Below are 16,082 nucleotides of genomic sequence, written 5' to 3'. Positions count from 1 at the left end.
GACGTTATCCCTCTTCAGGCGGTTTTGACCGCGCCTCCGTCGATGAGGTGATCGGCGCCGGTGGTGCTCGCGGCCAGCGGGGAGGCGAGGTAGGCGATGAGCGCGGCGACCTCGGCGGGCTCGACGAGCCGCCCGGTGACCATGCCGATCCGGTCCGGGAGCATGCCGATGAGCTGCTCCTGGTCAACGCCGAGGGCCGCGGCCAGCTCGGCGCCGTAGCCGTCGGGCGACTCCCACATGGCGGTGCGGGTGGCGCCGGGCGACACCGTGTTGACGCGGACGCCGCGCGGCCCGAACTCTGCGGCGAGGGCCTTGCCGAACGCGGTCAGCGCCGCCTTCGCGGTCGTGTAGGGGACGGGCCCGACGTGCGGGGTCCGGGCGCCGTTCGAGGACACGTTGACGATCGCGCCCGAGCGTTCCAGCAGGCTCGGCATCGCGGCGCGGGCGGTGCGGACGGCGGCGAAGAGGTTCAGCTCGTACATGCCCTGCCAGGCGGCGTCGTCGAAGGTCAGGAAGCCGCCGGTCGCGCCGCCGCCGTCCCCGCCGCCGACGTTGTTGACGAGGACGTCGACGCCGCCGAACTCGTCCAGCGCCGTCCGGATCAGGCGGTCCGGGGCGTCCGGGTCGGACAGGTCGGCGGCGACGGTGACCGCGCCGGTCTCCTTCAGGGCGGGCGTGACGGTGCGGGAGGCCGCGACGACGCGCATGCCCTCGGTGGTCAGCGCCTCGACGGCGGCGAGGCCGATCCCCTTGCTCGCACCGGTCACCACGGCGGTCTTACCGGTCAGTCGCAGGTCCACGAGAACTCCTTCATGCGTCGCTGATGACGCACTCAAGCTAATAGATGCAACAGCATTGTTGCAAGTAGCTCTCTACTCGGGACGTTGATGTACTGTTTCGGGGTGAGCAGAGCGTTGCGCGCGGACGCGGAGCGGACCGTCCGGACGATCCTGGAAGCGGCCGAGCGGGTCCTGTCCGCCGATCCGGCGGCCACGATGGAGCAGATCGCCGAGGCGGCCGGGGTCGCCCGCACGACCGTGCACCGGCGGTTCGCGACGCGGGACGCGCTGGTCGACGCGCTCGCCGCCTGGGCCACCCGGCGGTTCGCGGAGGCCGTGGACGCGGCGCCGCTGGAGGGCGCGCCGCCGCTGGTGGCGCTGTACCAGGTCACCGCGAACGTCCTGGAGGTCAAGATCGGCTGGGGGTTCGGGATGACCCGGGCCTCGGCCTCGCCGGATCCCGAGGTCGTGCGGGTGCACGCCGAGGTCCTGGCCAAGTGCGACCGGCTCTTCCGGCGCGCCCAGGAGGCGGGCGCGCTGCGCGCGGACGCCGACCTGGCGTGGGCGCGGCGCGTCTACTACGCGCTGATCCACGAGGTCAGCACGGGGAACGACGCCAAGGACCCGGCCGCCCTGGCGACGCAGGTCGTGGACACGCTGCTGCGCGGCTTCGCCGCGCACCCCGAGCGCGGCATGTGACCACGCGCGGGCGCGGCATGTGACCACGCGCGGGCGCGGGATTCCGCCGACAGCGTGCAACGCTTCCGTACGTAAAGTACGGACCGTACAGTTCGCGCATGAGACTCCTGATGCTGGGCGGTACCGAGTTCGTCGGACGCGCCATCACCGACGCGGCGCTGGCGCGCGGCTGGGACGTGACCGTCTTCCACCGGGGCCGCCACGAACCGCCGGAAGGCGTGACGGCCCTGCACGGCGACCGGACTGCGGAAGACGGCCTCGCACCGCTCGCCACCGGGGAGTGGGACGCGGTCGTCGACACCTGGTCAGCCGAGCCGACGGTCGTCCGCGACGCGGCCCGGTTCCTGAAGGGACGGGTCGGGCGGTACGTCTACATCTCCAGCCGGTCCGTCTACGCCTACCCGACGGGTGCCGGACTGGACGAGACCGCCGCCGTCGTAGAGGGCTCCAAGGACGACGGTCAGGTCCCCTATGCGGAGTCCAAGCGCGGCGGTGAACTGGCGGCGATCGACGCGTTCGGCGACAGCGCTCTGCTCGTACGCGCGGGCCTGATACTCGGCCCCTACGAGAACATCGGACGCCTGCCCTGGTGGCTCACCCGCGTCGCGCGCGCGGGACGGGTCCTGGCGCCGGGCCCGCGCGACCTGCCGCTCCAGTACATCGACGTCCGCGACCTGGCCGCCTGGACCCTCGACGCCATCGAGCAGCGGCTAGGCGGCCCGTACAACCTGGTGAGCCCGCCAGGCCACACCACGATGGGCGGGCTCCTGGCCGCATGCGCCTCCACGACCGGGTCCGACGCCGAGTTCGTATGGGCGTCCCCAGAGGAGATCCTCAAGGCCGGTATCGAACCGTGGACGCAGCTCCCCATCTGGCTGCCGCCCGGCGAGGATCACGACAGCATGCACCAGGGCAACGTCACCAAAGCGCTCGCTACCGGTCTGCGATGCCGTCCCATAGAGGAGACGGTGGAAGACACCTGGAACTGGCTGCGATCCATAGGCGGGCAGGCACCGCAACGTCCGGACCGTCCCACCGTAGGGCTCGCCCCCGAGACCGAAGCCGCGTTCCTCGACGACAGCGGGCACTGACCGCGACGGGGTGGACGCGAAGCGCCGGGTTCCGCTAGAGAGACCTTCTATGACCGCTTTGGCACTCGGCCCCCACCTCCGCCACGTGAGCGCCCGCACCGCGACGATCTGGGTGGAGACCGACCGCCCCTGCGAGGTCCGCGTGGTCGCCCGCGAGCACGGGGTGGACGCGGGCGCCCGCACGTTCACCGCGCACGGCCACCACTACGCGGTCGTGGAGGTCGACGGCCTCGAACCCGGCGCCCGCGTCCCCTACGAGGTGGCCGTCGACGGCGAGACGGTCTGGCCGGAACCCGGCTCCGGCCGGCCGCCCAGCATGATCCGGACCCTCGACCCGGACGGGACGCTGCGCATCTCGTTCGGGTCGTGCCGCCGCTCCCCCGGCACCCCCGAGCGGTTCGGGCACGACGCGCTCGCCGCGTTCGCGCACCGCCTCATGGCCGGCGACGACGCCGCCTGGCCCGACGTCCTGCTGATGGTCGGCGACCAGGTCTACGCCGACGAGCTGAGCGACGAGATGAAGGAGTTCATCCGCGGCCGGCGCGCTGCGGACGAGCCGCCCGTCGACGAGGCCGCCGACTTCGAGGACTACACCCACCTGTACAAGCTGGCCTGGCGCGACGACCCGGCCGTCCGGTGGCTGCTGTCGACCGTCCCGACCTTCACCATTTTCGACGACCACGACATCCGCGACGACTGGAACACCTCGTACGCGTGGCGGACGGAGATGTGGGCGCAGCCGTGGTGGCGGGCCCGGATCACCGGCGGGATCGGCTCCTACTGGGTCTACCAGCACCTCGGGAACATGTCGCCGCAGGACCGGGCGTCCGACCCGCTGCTCGCCGCGGTGCGCGCCGCGTCCGAGAACGGCGGCGACGCGGGCAAGATCCTCGACGAGTTCGCCGAGCGCGCCGACAAGCAGCCCGACACCATGCGGTGGAGCTACGCGCACGACTGGGGCGGCACCCGGCTCGTCGTCGTCGACAGCCGCTGCTCCCGGCTGCTGACCGCCGACCGCCGCGGGATGCTCGACGACGACGAGTTCCGCTGGCTCGACGGGCAGTGCCAGGGCGGCATGGACCACCTGCTCATCGCCAGCTCGCTGCCCTACCTGCTGCCCCGCACCATCCACCACGCCGAGTCGTGGAACGAGGCCGTCGCGGGCGGCGCGTGGGGGAAGCGGGCCGCCGCCGCCGGCGAGAAGGTCCGGCAGGCCGCCGACCTGGAGCACTGGGCGGCGTTCGAGCGCTCCTTCCGCGAGGTGGCCGAGGACGTGATCGCGGTCGGCAAGGGGGAGCGGGGTCCCGCCCCGGCCAGCATCTCCTTTCTCTCCGGTGACATCCACTACTCGTGCCTGTCCCGGGTGACCGCCCCGGACACGGCGTCGGCCATCACGCAGATCATCTGCTCGCCGCTGCGCAACCCGCTGAACGGCACCATCCGCCGCGCCAACCGCATCGCGTCCATGCGCGGCGTGAGCGGGGCGTTCCGGGCGCTCGCCAAGCTGGCGAAGGTGCCCGCGCCGCCGCTGCGGTGGCGGATGACCGACGGGCCCTGGTTCGACAACGCCATCGCCACGGTCGAACTGGCGGGCAGGCGGTGCACCGTCCAGTGGGAGACGCCCCGCACCGAGACCGCCCTCACCGAACTGGGCCGCGCCGCCATCACCCGCTGACCCCCGGGCCGTACCCCGGCCGAGCCCCGGCAGGGCTCCGGCCCCGCTCCGGCCTGCGGCGACGAACGGAGCGGGGCGCGCCCGTTCAGCCCCCTCGCCGGAACGGGCGCACCCCGGGTGGACGGACTGGGGAACCGCCCACGCCCCTCCAACGCGCGACCGCCCCCGCCATGACGCGGATCCGCGAAATCGAACATGCCGAGTGCCCGCGTGGGCGACAATGTGTGGTCAAGGCGTCACAACGAGCTAGCATCGGGGTGGCGAAGAGCCCGCCAAGGACAGCGCGTCCGTGAGGAGGCCACGTGGAGGAGCCCGCCACGACCGGGACCGGGGACGCGGCGCTCATCTCGCGGGTCCGCGACGGCGACGTCTCGGCGTACGCGACGCTGTACGAGCGGCACGTCGCCGCGGCCCGCGGCCTCGCCCGGCACCTGACCGGCGGGTCCGACGCGGCCGCCGCCGAGGACGCCGTGCAGGACGCGTTCGCCAAGGTCCTCGGCGTGCTGCGGCGCGGCGCCGGGCCCGACACCGGGTTCCGCCCCTACCTGCTCACCGCCGTGCGCCGCGCGGTGTACGACCGGCGGCGCGCCGACCGCCGCGTCCACCGCACCGACCGGATCGAGGAGTTCGACGAGGGCGTCCCCTTCGAGGACCCGGCCCTCGCCGAGCTGGAGCGCTCGATGATCGTCCAGGCGTACCGGTCGCTGCCCGACCGCTGGCAGGAGGTGCTCTGGCACACCGAGGTCGAGGGCGCCAAGCCGGCCGACGTCGCGCCGCTGCTCGGCCTCACCGCCAACGGCGCGGCGGCCCTCGCCTACCGGGCCCGCGAGGGGCTCCGGCAGGCCTACCTCCAGATGCACGTCGCGGGCCTCGGCGACACGCGCCGCGAGTGCCGGCCGACGCTGGAGCGGCTCGGCCCGTTCGTGCGCGGCGCGCTCGCCGCGCGCGAGAGCCGCCGGATCCAGCGGCACCTCGACGGCTGCGCCGGCTGCAAGGCGCTGCACGCCGAGCTCGCCGACCTCAACACGGCGCTGCGCGAGGGACTCGGCCCGCTGGTGCTCGGCACCGCGTCCGGCGTTGCGCTGGCGTCCAAGGGCGGCCTGTTCACCTGGCTGCGGCACCTGCCGAAACGGCAGCAGCAGGCGCTCGCGGGCGGCGGCGCGGTGGCGGTGGCGGCCGCGGTGGCCGCCGCGATGATGCTCGTGTCCGACAGGCAGCCGATCCGGCCCGCGCACGACCCGCCGGCCGCCGCGCAGGCCGTGCCGCGCCCGCCGGCCCCGGCCCCGGAACCGGCCGCGCCGCACCCGGCCGCGCCCCGTTCGGCGCCGCCGCGTCCCGCGCCGCCCCTGGTCGTGCCCGCCGCGCACCGGCCGGCCCCGAAGCCGCAGGTCCCGGCGCCGCCGGTGAGCAGGCCGCCGAAGAAGCGTCCGCACCCGCACACGCCGCCGCCGGTGCACCGGCATCCGCACGGCCTGTTCGTCCGCGTCAGCGTCGCGGCGGGCGGGCCCGGCGGGCTGGTCGACGTCACGGTCGGCGGCGGCGTCCACGTCCACGCGGGCGGGGCGCACATCGGGGCGGGCGGCGTGCACGTCAGAGCGGGCGGGGTGCGGGTCAGGGCAGGCGGCGGCGTGCACGTGAAGGTGGGCGGCGGCGTGCGCGTCGAGGCAGGCGCGGGCGCTCCCCTGGGCGTCCCGCGCCGGGTGATGGCGCCCGTCCTCGCCGACGGCCGGTTCCATGGGCGGTTGAAGACACGGTCGCGGGGACCCTACGGCTGAACCCCGTCACCTGCTCTTCCCGTAAAGATCATGGGGAAGGGCGGGGCGGGACGGCAACGGCTGGTAGCGTCCGCCGCGGTTCCCAGTTTGTTGTTACTGGGGAGTCGCGAACCGGCGGTATGCCATGAAAGAGTGCGAATCGCCGTATTGGCCTACGGGGCTGACGGGCTTCACTACGCTATAGGCGCCCGAGGTCACTACGCCGGCCTGTGAGCTCCCGTGTAGAGGAAGGGCGGTGTCGCATGGATCGCTGCGCGCTGTTCGTAGACGCCGGCTACCTGCTGGCCGACGGCGCCATGGCGGTGCACGGCACCCGCCATCGCGAGACCGTCTCGTGGGACTTCAGCGGGCTGCTGCAGCTGCTGAGCAACCTCGCGCGCGAGCGCACCGGCATGCCGCTGCTGCGCTGCTACTGGTACGAGGCCACCGTCGAGGGCCGTCGCGCCCCCGAGCACGACGCGCTCGCCGACCTGCCCGGCCTCAAGCTCCGCCTCGGCCGCATCCGCCCCGGCCGCCGCGAGGGCGTCGACACCGAGATCCACCGCGACCTGATGACCCTCGCCCGCAACGGCGCCCTCGCCGACGCCGTCGTCGTCAGCGGCGACGAGGACCTCGCCCAGGTCGTCTCCGACGCCCAGGACCTCGGCCTGCGCGTCACCGTCGTGCACGTCGCCGTCGACGGCAACTGGACGATCTCCCGCGTGCTGCGCCAGGAGTGCGACGACCTCATCGAGATCGGCGCCGGGCACCTGCGCCCCTACGTCAACCTGCTCACCGGCATCGACACCGGGTCCGGCTCCTCGGCCGGGTCGGGCGCCCCCGCGCTCGGCGCGGGCCCGCTGTCCAACGGGCACGGCTCCAACGGCCACGGCCCCGGCGGCGCCGGCGCCCCGCTCGGCCCGCTGCAGACCACCGCGCACAACGGCCCGCCGCCGTCGTCGCCGCTCGGCGGGCAGCCGCCGCTCAGCCCCGCCACCGCCGGGCTCGGCTCGGCGGGGCCGTCGGGATCGTCCGGGTCGTCCGGCGGCTACGGCGGCGGGAGCGGCGGCACCGGCGTCCCCACCGGCCCGCTGCCCCTGCCGGGAAGCGGCGGCCTCGGGTCGTCGTCCTCGCTGGGCTCGTCGTCGTCGCTCGGCTCCGGCGGGCTGCCGCTGCCGTCCTCGCCGCTGCAGGCCCCGCCCTCGTCCGCGCCGCCCGCCCCGGCCCCCGCGCCGGCGTCCAGCCAGCCGCCGCTCGGCCCGCAGTACACCTCGTCGCCGGTGCCGTCCCCGTCGCCGCCGCCCCCGCCGCAGACGCTGCCGTCCCAGACGTCCGGTCCGTCGCCGCTGCCCACGAGCCAGCCGCACGGCCCCTACACCGGGCCGCAGCAGATCGCGCCCGTCCCCGCGCAGCAGAGCACCCCGACCCTGTCGGACGCCGTGAAGGCCGCGCACCAGGAGGGCCAGGACTTCGGCGAGTCCGTCGCGCGGGACGCGCCCGCGCTGTGGCTGGAGGCCGTCCTCGCCCGCAAGCCGCGCATGCCCTCCGACCTGGAGGCGCGCCTGCTGCAGGGCTCCTCGCTGCCCATCGACTTCCTGCTCCACGACGAGGTGCGGCACGCGCTGCGCCGCGGATTCTGGGACGCCCTCGAACGTTCCCGCAGGTGACGGCGGTACGCCCCGGACACATACGGGCGGGTAATGCACGATCATCAGTGATTCGCCCGCTTCGGCCGGCCGCCGGCGGGTAGCGTTGAACCGTGACGCATGTGACGGAAGACGATCTCGACGACCTGGAGTTCGACACCCTGCGCACCGGCGATCACATCTCGGCGGCCGAGCGGCTGTCCGCGCTGGCCGAGTCGGTGACGGGCGGGGTGTCGCGCGCCAACGTCCTGCTGCGCGCCGGGGAGCAGTGGCAGCACGCGGGCGACCACGGCAAGGCCGCCGAGCTGTACCGCAGGGCCATGGAGGACGGCGGCGAGGTGTACGGCGACCCGCGCGCCTACCTGGCCGACGCGCTGTTCGAGCTGGGGAAGGCCGACGAGGCGCGCACGCTCGTCGACCAGATCCGCGCCGACAAGCCGCGCGACCCCGAGGTGTACCGCACGGTCGCCGAGGTGCTGTACGCCCAGGGCGACGCGTCCGGCGCACACGACTGGGCCACCAGCGGCGCCGACGTGGTGCTCGCCCTGCGCGACCGCGCCGTCGGCACCGGCATCGGCGACCCCGACGAGCCGCCCGTCCCCGACGACGAGTCGCTCACCCCGGGCCCCGACGACGTCGCCCTCGCCGAGGACAGCCTCGAGGCGCTGCTGCGGCTGCGCTACCGCGCCCGCATCGACCTCGGCCGCAGCGAGGACGACTACGACGCGCTCCTGGACGACCTCCTCAAGAACTGAGCCGGGAGGGCGCGGCGGGCGGATCCCCTTACGCTGTGGGGATGCCCAACTCCGCCGGCGCCGAGGCGCGCACGCGCCCGCTGATGCTCACGTTCTTCGGGGCGCACGTGCTCGGGCGCCCCGTCGCGGTGTCGTCGGGCAGCGTCATCGAGGTGCTCGGCCGGGTGGGGCTCGGCGAGCACGCGGTCCGGACGTCGCTGAACCGGATGGTCAAGCGCGGGCTGCTGGAGCGCCACCGGCAGGGCCGCAAGATGTACTTCGGGCTGTCCGCGCACGCCGTCGAGGTGCTGGAGGACGGCCGCGAGCGGATCTGGCGCGCGGGCGTGGTGAACCGGAACTGGGACGGCCGGTGGACGCTCGTCGGGTTCTCGCTGCCGGAGGACTGGCGGCGCGAGCGGCACGACCTGCGGTCCCGGCTGATCTGGGCGGGGTTCGGGCCGCTGCAGAACGGGCTGTGGGTGGCGCCCGGCATGGTCGACGTCGCGGCGGCGGTCGCCGGGCTCGGGCTGGAGGCCCACATCCGGGTCTTCGGCGGGAGCGTGCTGCCGCCGACGGAGGTGCGGGACGTGCTGGAGCAGGCGTTCGACGTGCCCGCGATGGCCGCCCGCTACCAGGCGTTCCTCGACCGCTGGGACACCACGGACGGCGCCGACCGCACGAGTGCGGGCGGCGCGGGCGGGGCTGACCGCCCGGAGGCCGCGGCGGGGCTGCCCGACGACCTCGCGCGGCAGCTCGTCCTGCACAGCGACTGGCTGGAGCTGGTGCGCCGCGACCCGCACCTGCCGGCGGAGCACCTGCCGGAGGGCTGGCCCGCGATGCGCGCGGAGGCGGTCTTCCGCGACCTCGCGGGACGGTGGGAGCGCCCGGCCGCGGCGGAGGCGGCCCGGATCCTGGACACCCTCCCGCTCGGCTGAAACCGCTGATCATCGGCGTGCGGCGGCGCATGGTCCGATATTCGTCACATTATTGACAGCGGTCAAGAAACAGCCGTACATTCGCGGCGACCTTCCGGCACGCTCCCCGATCAGGAGCCCCTCATGTCCCTCCCCCGCCGCACCCGCCGCCTCGGCGGCCTCGCCGCCGCCTGCACCGCCCTCGCCCTCGCCCCGGCCCTCCCGTCCGCCGCGTCCACCCCGTCCACCGCCACGGCCGCCTACTCCGGGAAGCTCGCCGACGGCGCCGCCTGGACCGCCGAAGTGCCCGCCCGCTGGAACGGCACGCTGCTGCTGTTCAGCCACGGCTTCGGCCCCCTCGTCGCGCAGGACGCACCGAGCCCCGGCGCCCGGACCGCCCTGCTCGCCGAGGGCTACGCGCTCGCCGGCTCGTCCTACGACCCGAACGGCTCGATGTGGGCGCTGAAGTCCGCCGAACGCGACCAGTTCGCCACGATCGACGCGTTCCGCGGCGCCGCCGGGCGGCCCCGGCACGTCATCTCCGTCGGCCAGTCGATGGGCGGCCTGATCAACGCGCAGATCGCCCGCGACGGCGCCGGACGCGTCGACGGCGCGCTCGGCCTCTGCGGGCTCGTCGCGGGCGGCGTCGACCTGGACAACTACCAGCTCGACGCCGAGTACGCGATCGCCGCGCTCCTCGGCCCGGGAAGCGGCACCCGGCTCGTCGGCTTCTCCGACGCCGGCGAGTCCGCGGCGCTCGGCGCGACGCTCACCGACGCCGTCACCAAGGCGCAGTCCACCCCGCAGGGACGCGCCCGGATCGCCCTCGCCTCCGCCTACCTCAACCTCGCCGACTGGGCCCCGAACCAGCAACCGCCCGCCCGGAACGACTACGCCGGCCAGGAAAAGCAGCAGTACGCCTGGTTCGCGCAGGGCCTGCTGCCCTTCCTGACCACCGCCCGCTACCAGGTCGAACTGTCCGCCGGCGGCAACACCTCGTGGAACAAGGGCGTCGACTACGCCGCGCTGCTGCGGCGGTCCTCGCACGCCGCGCAGGTCCGCGCCCTGTACCGGACGGCCGGGCTGAACCTCGACGCCGACCTCACCCGCCTCACCAAGGGCGCGGACGTCACCGCCGACCCCGCCGCCGTCCGGTCCCTGCGCCGCACCTCCACCGCCGGCCAGGGCCTCGCCGTCCCCCTCCTCGACGTCCACACCACGTCCGACCAGCTCGTCCCCGTCGAACAGGAGAACGCGTTCGCCGGACGCGTCCGCGCCGCCGGACGCTCCGCCCTGCTGCGCCAGGCGTACGTCGCCCGGCAGAGCCACTGCAACTTCACCACCGCCGAGACCGTCGCCGCCGTCCACGCCGTCCAGCAGCGGGTCACCACCGGGCGCTGGAGCGGCACCGGCGCCGCGCAACTGCAGCGCAGCGCCCTCGCCCTCGGCCTCGACGGCGCCGCCTTCGTCCCCTACCGGCCCGGCGTCCTCGTCGGCGCGCGCCGCTGACCCGCCGAACCCCCGTCCCAGGGCCGCTGACCGCCCACCCCGTCCCGTCAGGAGTCCACGTGTCCACCACCGCGGAGACCCCGTCCCGCTCCACCCCGGCGTCCGGCGCGACCCTCGCGCGCGGCACGCTGATCGCCTGCTGCGTCGCGGTCTGCCTCGCGCAGATCGGCATCGCGATCCCGGCCACCCTCAACGGCCTGTTCCAGAAGGACCTGCACCCCGTCGGCTCCCAGCTCACCTGGATCTCCGACGCGTTCCTGCTGCCCGTCGCCGTCCTGGAACTCACGTTCGGCGTGCTCGGCGACCTGTTCGGCCGCAAGCGGCTGCTCATCGGCGGCGCCGTCCTGATGGCGATCGGCGAGACCGTCAGCACCACCAGCTCCGGCGTCCACCAGCTGTGGGCCGGGCAGGCGCTCGCCGGCCTCGGCGCCGCCGCGCTGTTCCCGACCTCGCTCGCCATGCTCGCCGCCGGATCCAGCGGCACGCAGCGCGCGCGTGTCATCGCCCTGTGGGCCGCGTGCCTGTCCACCGGCGGGTTCCTCGCGCCGCTGCTCGGCGGCATCACCGCCACCTACGGGTCGTGGCGCTGGTCGTTCATCGTCGTCACCGTCGTCGCGGTGATCAGCGCGGCCGCCAGCACCCTGCTGGCCCGCGACTCCCGCGCCCCCGAAGGCCGCTCCCTCGACCCGGCCGGGCAGATCACCATCGGCCTCGGCCTGTTCGCGCTGCTCTTCGCCATCATCCAGGGCCCCGACGACGGCTGGGGCTCCACCCCCGTCGTCACCGGGTTCGTGCTGGCCGCCGCGTTCCTCGCCGCGTTCGTGGTCGCCGAGCTGCGCGTCCGCTCCCCGCTGCTGCGCCTCGACCTGTTCGCCAACCGGTCCTTCGCCGTCGCGTCCATCGTCGCCGTCGTCGGCATGTTCAGCTTCCTCGGCACCGCCTACTCGGTCAGCATCCGGCTCGGCCCCGCCCAGGACCAGCCGCCCATGCACACCGCCATGGCGTTCCTGCTGCTCAACGGCCTCGCGCTCGTGCTGCTGCCGGTCACCGAACGGCTCCTGCACCGCGTCGCGCCCGGCCTGCTCACCGGCGGCGGGCTGATCCTCATCGCCGCCGGCGACTTCTGGACCGCGACCCTCCCGATCGGCGACCGCGCCATGACCTCGCTGATCCTGCCGCTCGGCCTGGTCGGCATCGGCTTCGCCGTCACCGTCTCCTCGATCACCGCGACCGCCGTCAACACCGTCCCCCACCACCTGGAGGGCATGGCCAGCGCGACCACCAACCTGCTGCGCGACTTCGGCTTCACCCTCGGCCCCGCCGTCATCGGCGCGGTCGCCCTCAGCCGCGCCGGCGCCGGATTCACCGACAAGCTCGACGCCTCGCCGCTGCCCGCCGGCCTGAAGCACGCCGCGATGGAGGTGCTGCACGAAGGCGGCCCGCTCGGCATCAACGGCGCGTCCGCCGCCGCGCCGCCGCTCAAGCCCGTCCACTCCATGGCCCTGGACGCGGTCGGCCACGGCTACTCGATCGGCTTCGTCGTCTGCGGGGCCGCCGCCCTCGCGTCCGCGCTGCTCACCCTGCTCACCCTGCGCGGCTCGAACCGCCCCGCGCCCGGCGAGGCGGACGCGTCCTGACGGCGCCCGCCGCGGCCTAGAGCGTCGAGATCAGCTCGCTGAACGCCTGGGCCGCGGCGGCGGGAGGCTCGTGCTGGACGACGGCCCAGCCGCGCAGCCGGGCCTCCCGGACCGTCCCGTCCCGATCGGGGAACGCCGCCTGGTCGGCGTGGGTGCGCAGGTAGCCGCACGGCGCCTCCGGCCAGTCCGGCGGCCCCGGCAGCGCGTCGTGGTCGTGCGCGGCGCCCGGCGGGCGCGGCAGCTCGGCGTCCACGAACACGTACCCGCCCACCGGACGGTGCGCCGCGCGCTGCGCCAGCGCGATCGCCGGCAGCAGCGGCCCCGCCGCGCCGTGCGCCGCCAGCACCAGCGGCACCGACGGCCCCGCCGCCGAGATGATCAGCGAGACGCGGGCGACGTACCGGGCCCCCGCGCCGTCCGGCACGTCCGGCGCGATCACGTCCATCCCGTACGAGCGCAGCATCTCCGGCATGTCGCCCCAGGACGCCGCGGCGGCGCCCGGCGCGTGCAGCAGCACCACGGAACCCGGCGTCATGATCCCCCTTCCCGCCGCAACCGTACAGTGCGGCTGCGGCGGCCCGGCGGCGGATGAATAGGGTTCGTGGTGTGAGCGATCGTGATGAGCTGCTGCGAGAGATCAAGGACAAGGCCGTCGTGCACGGGGACTTCACCCTGTCCTCCGGCAAGAAGGCGTCCTGGTACGTCGACCTGCGCCGGGTCACCCTGGACGGCGCCGTCGCGCCCCTCGTCGGGCGGGTGATGCTCGACGCGACCGCCGACCTGGACTACGACGCCGTCGGCGGCCTCACCCTCGGCGCCGACCCGGTCGCCACCGCCATGCTGCACGCCGCCGCCGCGCGCGGCCGCCGCCTCGACGCGTTCGTCGTTCGCAAGGCCGGCAAGGCGCACGGCCTGCAGCGCCGGATCGAGGGCCCCGACGTCGCCGGGCGCCGCGTCCTCGCCGTCGAGGACACCTCCACCACCGGCGGCTCCGTCCTCACCGCCGTCGAGGCGCTCCGCGAGGCCGGCGCCGAGGTCGTCGCCGTCGCGACGATCCTGGAGCGCGGCGCCGCCGCCCGCATCGCCGCGGAGGGCCTCACCTACCGGCACCCCTACGCCGTCGACGACCTCGGCCTTTCCCAGGCCTAGGCCTTCGGGCGCACGTACCAGGTGGCGCGCTGCCCCTGCGGCTTCGCCGCCTGCAGCTTGCCGTAGATGCTGACCTGGAGCGATCCGCCGTTCGCCGCGACGACGTCCAGGGTGTCCTCCTTGAACTGGAGGACCTCCCCGGTGTCGTGGACGCCCTGGGTCAGCACCCGCCCGGTGTCGGGGACGCGGACGATCACCGTGGTCGGCTGGCCGGTGACGCGGATCAGCAGGGGGACGTTCGCCGAGGGGGCCTGCGCGGTGGGGGACGCATCGGGGGAGGACGTGCTCTGGCCGCTCGGGGAGGCGGGGGCCGCGGACGGGCTCTGCTTGTCCGGCGAGCCGGACACCGCGTTCACCAGTGCGATGCCGCCCACCACGAGAAGCGCTAAGGCGAAGACCACGGCGATGGCCGCGATCACGATGCGTGCGAGACCTATAGGGTCCGACCGATGACGTCCCACATGGGGAGGTTAGCGATAACTGTCACTCCTGAGCGACGGACGTGACTCTTCACGGTCATTCTTATTCGGACCGTTGCCACCGCCGCGCCCCTTCATGATCTCCCGGACGATCGGGATCACCGACAGGACGAGGATCACCGCGACCCCCGGCAGGATGTACTTCTCGATGTCCGGGACCTCGGAACCGAGGAAGTGGCCGAGCAGGAACAGCGCGTCCGTCCAGACCACGCCGCCGATGACGTTCCAGACGAAGAACTTGCGGGCGTCCATGCCCAGCATCCCGGCGAGCGGGTTCAGGAACGTCCGGACGATCGGGATGAACCGGGCCAGCAGCACGGCGCGCGCCGGGCCGAACCGGTTGAAGTAGTACTCCGCCTTGTCCACCCACTCCCGCCGGAACAGCTTGGAGTCGGGGCGGTCGAACAGGCGGCGGCCGTAGCGGGCGCCGAGGAAGTGCCCGAGCTGGGCGCCCGCGATCGCCGCGACCGGGCCGCCCACCAGCAGCCACGGCAGCGACAGCGACTGGAACTCCTGGCCGTTGACGGTCGAGACCGCCGTGAGGATCCCCGCCGTGAACAGCAGCGAGTCGCCCGGCAGGATGCAGCCGATCAGCAGTCCGGTCTCCGCGAAGATGATGGCGAGCACGCCGATCGTCGCGAACGTCCCGAACAGCTGCAGCCACGCGGTCGGGTGCAGCCACTCGGTGATGTCGAGGGGAATCGTCGTGAGATCCACACCGCGAGCGTACCTTTCCGCACGTCGCGATTAGGCGGAACGCGCGCCCCGACGGGATACTGAGCAGCGGACGGCATGCCAGACCGGAGACCGTGTGACCCGGGCCGCTCACCTGGGTAGACGGTAGTTCGTGGTGCTACCGCCCGGCCGGATGCCCGGCGGCACCCTGCGTATGAAAGGACGCTGACAATGCCCATCGCAACGCCCGAGGTCTACGCGGAGATGCTCGACAAGGCCAAGCGCGACGGCTTCGCCTTCCCCGCCATCAACGTGACGTCGAGCCAGACGCTGAACGCGGCGCTGCGCGGCTTCGCCGAGGCGGAGAGCGACGGCATCGTGCAGGTCTCCACCGGGGGCGCCGAGTACCTGTCCGGGTCCACCGTCAAGGACATGGTCGTCGGCGCCAGCGCCCTCGCCGAGTACGCGCGCGTCGTCGCCGCCAAGTACCCGGTGAACATCGCGCTGCACACCGACCACTGCCCGAAGGACAAGCTGGACGGCTTCATGCGGCCGCTGATCAAGATCTCGCAGGAGCGGGTCGCGCGCGGCGAGGAGCCGCTGTTCCAGTCGCACATGTGGGACGGCTCCGCCGTCGAGCTGCACGAGAACCTCGACATCGCCGCCGGGCTCCTCGAGGAGTGCGCGAAGGCGCGCATCATCATGGAGATGGAGATCGGCGTCGTCGGCGGCGAGGAGGACGGCGTCGCCAACGAGATCAACGAGAAGCTGTACACCACCCCCGGCGACGCGATCGCGACCGCCGAGGCCGTCGGCGTCGGCGAGAAGGGCCGCTACATCCTCGCCGCGACGTTCGGCAACGTGCACGGCGTGTACAAGCCGGGCTCGGTGAAGCTGCGCCCCGAGGTGCTCAAGGAGATCCAGGACGCGGTCGGCGCCAAGTACGGCAAGGACAAGCCGTTCGACCTGGTGTTCCACGGCGGCTCCGGCTCCAGCCTCGAGGAGATCCGCGAGGCGGTGTCGTACGGCGTGGTGAAGATGAACATCGACACCGACACCCAGTACGCGTTCACCCGCCCGGTGGCCGACCACATGTTCCGCAACTACGACGGCGTCCTGAAGGTGGACGGCGAGGTCGGCAACAAGAAGCAGTACGACCCGCGCTCGTGGGGCAAGGCGGCCGAGGCCGCGATGGCCGCCCGCATCGTCGAGGCCGCCGAGAACCTCCAGTCCGCCGGCAAGAAGCTCTGATCTCCCAGGGGGCGACCCCCTGGAACCCCCGTTGCGACCGACAGGCCGTTTCCCCGCTCCGCCAGCGCTCCGCGGCGAAACGGCCTGTCG

15 protein-coding genes are annotated in these 16,082 nt (G+C 73.9%); 11 read left to right on the top strand and 4 right to left on the bottom strand.

Going from position 1 to position 16,082, the window contains the following annotated elements; genetic code table 11:
- Positions 1-14 precede the first annotated feature (14 nt).
- Positions 15-800: an SDR family oxidoreductase gene (locus AB0C78_RS17610; protein ID WP_360748587.1), complete on the bottom strand. Its 786-nt coding sequence runs from the start codon at positions 798-800 to the stop codon at positions 15-17.
- Between the two features lie 102 nt (positions 801-902).
- Between AB0C78_RS17610 and AB0C78_RS17605 the strand changes: the two genes are divergently transcribed.
- The 9 genes from AB0C78_RS17605 (at position 903) to AB0C78_RS17565 (ending at position 12,438) form a co-directional block, all read left to right on the top strand.
- The gene (locus tag AB0C78_RS17605) at positions 903-1,478 is read left to right on the top strand and encodes a helix-turn-helix domain-containing protein (RefSeq protein WP_360748584.1); all 576 of its coding nucleotides are present in this window, start codon (positions 903-905) and stop codon (positions 1,476-1,478) included.
- 98 nt (positions 1,479-1,576) lie between these two features.
- A complete protein-coding gene (locus AB0C78_RS17600) occupies positions 1,577-2,569 on the top strand; it encodes an SDR family oxidoreductase (RefSeq protein WP_360748581.1) in 993 nt (330 codons plus the stop codon).
- A gap of 49 nt (positions 2,570-2,618) precedes the next feature.
- The gene (locus AB0C78_RS17595) at positions 2,619-4,244 is read left to right on the top strand and encodes an alkaline phosphatase D family protein (RefSeq protein ID WP_360748578.1); all 1,626 of its coding nucleotides are present in this window, start codon (positions 2,619-2,621) and stop codon (positions 4,242-4,244) included.
- A gap of 302 nt (positions 4,245-4,546) precedes the next feature.
- Positions 4,547-6,019 carry a sigma-70 family RNA polymerase sigma factor gene (locus tag AB0C78_RS17590; protein ID WP_360748575.1) on the top strand — a complete coding sequence of 491 codons (1,473 nt, stop codon included), beginning with the start codon at positions 4,547-4,549 and terminating at the stop codon, positions 6,017-6,019.
- 242 nt (positions 6,020-6,261) lie between these two features.
- Positions 6,262-7,665: an NYN domain-containing protein gene (locus AB0C78_RS17585; protein ID WP_360748572.1), complete on the top strand. Its 1,404-nt coding sequence runs from the start codon at positions 6,262-6,264 to the stop codon at positions 7,663-7,665.
- Positions 7,666-7,757: 92 nt separating this feature from the next.
- Positions 7,758-8,399 carry a tetratricopeptide repeat protein gene (locus AB0C78_RS17580; RefSeq protein ID WP_225991983.1) on the top strand — a complete coding sequence of 214 codons (642 nt, stop codon included), beginning with the start codon at positions 7,758-7,760 and terminating at the stop codon, positions 8,397-8,399.
- 41 nt (positions 8,400-8,440) lie between these two features.
- Positions 8,441-9,313 (top strand): PaaX family transcriptional regulator C-terminal domain-containing protein, encoded by an 873-nt coding sequence (locus AB0C78_RS17575; protein ID WP_360748568.1) that lies wholly within the window; start codon positions 8,441-8,443, stop codon positions 9,311-9,313.
- A gap of 123 nt (positions 9,314-9,436) precedes the next feature.
- Positions 9,437-10,801 carry a hypothetical protein gene (locus AB0C78_RS17570; protein WP_360748565.1) on the top strand — a complete coding sequence of 455 codons (1,365 nt, stop codon included), beginning with the start codon at positions 9,437-9,439 and terminating at the stop codon, positions 10,799-10,801.
- A gap of 59 nt (positions 10,802-10,860) precedes the next feature.
- Positions 10,861-12,438, top strand: coding sequence for an MFS transporter (locus AB0C78_RS17565; RefSeq protein WP_360748562.1), 1,578 nt, complete (start codon positions 10,861-10,863; stop codon positions 12,436-12,438).
- A gap of 16 nt (positions 12,439-12,454) precedes the next feature.
- Here the strand turns inward: AB0C78_RS17565 and AB0C78_RS17560 are convergent, their stop codons facing one another.
- Complete coding sequence (locus AB0C78_RS17560; protein ID WP_360748559.1) at positions 12,455-12,973, bottom strand: hypothetical protein; 519 nt, start codon at positions 12,971-12,973, stop codon at positions 12,455-12,457.
- A gap of 71 nt (positions 12,974-13,044) precedes the next feature.
- Between AB0C78_RS17560 and pyrE the strand changes: the two genes are divergently transcribed.
- Positions 13,045-13,587, top strand: a complete 543-nt coding sequence (pyrE, locus tag AB0C78_RS17555) for an orotate phosphoribosyltransferase (RefSeq protein ID WP_360748556.1) — start codon at positions 13,045-13,047, stop codon at positions 13,585-13,587.
- On the opposite strand, the gene AB0C78_RS17550 is transcribed toward pyrE, so the two are convergent.
- A complete protein-coding gene (locus AB0C78_RS17550) occupies positions 13,584-14,006 on the bottom strand; it encodes a hypothetical protein (RefSeq protein WP_225991986.1) in 423 nt (140 codons plus the stop codon). The genes pyrE and AB0C78_RS17550 overlap by 4 nt on opposite strands.
- Before the next feature lie 51 nt (positions 14,007-14,057).
- Positions 14,058-14,783, bottom strand: a complete 726-nt coding sequence (locus AB0C78_RS17545) for a DedA family protein (RefSeq protein ID WP_360748553.1) — start codon at positions 14,781-14,783, stop codon at positions 14,058-14,060.
- Positions 14,784-14,972: 189 nt separating this feature from the next.
- Here AB0C78_RS17545 and fbaA point away from each other — a divergent pair, with 189 nt between their 5' ends.
- On the top strand, positions 14,973-15,992 hold the full coding sequence (gene fbaA / locus AB0C78_RS17540; RefSeq protein ID WP_360748550.1) for a class II fructose-bisphosphate aldolase: 1,020 nt from the start codon (positions 14,973-14,975) through the stop codon (positions 15,990-15,992).
- The last annotated feature ends 90 nt before the right edge of the window (positions 15,993-16,082 follow it).

Source organism: Actinomadura sp. NPDC048394 (assembly GCF_040651755.1).
In the GTDB taxonomy this organism is placed as follows: domain Bacteria; phylum Actinomycetota; class Actinomycetes; order Streptosporangiales; family Streptosporangiaceae; genus Spirillospora; species Spirillospora montaniterrae.
Note: the sequence above shows the minus strand (reverse complement) of the source record. Positions and strands in the feature narration are given on the sequence as shown.

Bases quoted from the DNA above. Each gene is read 5' to 3' on its own strand.
- AB0C78_RS17600 (WP_360748581.1), top strand. From the start codon at position 1,577: ATGAGACTCCTGATGCTGGGCGGTACCGAGTTCGTCGGACGCGCCATC.
- AB0C78_RS17595 (WP_360748578.1), top strand. From the start codon at position 2,619: ATGACCGCTTTGGCACTCGGCCCCCACCTCCGCCACGTGAGCGCCCGC.
- AB0C78_RS17585 (WP_360748572.1), top strand. From the start codon at position 6,262: ATGGATCGCTGCGCGCTGTTCGTAGACGCCGGCTACCTGCTGGCCGAC.
- AB0C78_RS17575 (WP_360748568.1), top strand. From the start codon at position 8,441: ATGCCCAACTCCGCCGGCGCCGAGGCGCGCACGCGCCCGCTGATGCTC.
- AB0C78_RS17570 (WP_360748565.1), top strand. From the start codon at position 9,437: ATGTCCCTCCCCCGCCGCACCCGCCGCCTCGGCGGCCTCGCCGCCGCC.
- AB0C78_RS17560 (WP_360748559.1), bottom strand. From the start codon at position 12,973: ATGACGCCGGGTTCCGTGGTGCTGCTGCACGCGCCGGGCGCCGCCGCG.
- fbaA (WP_360748550.1), top strand. From the start codon at position 14,973: ATGCCCATCGCAACGCCCGAGGTCTACGCGGAGATGCTCGACAAGGCC.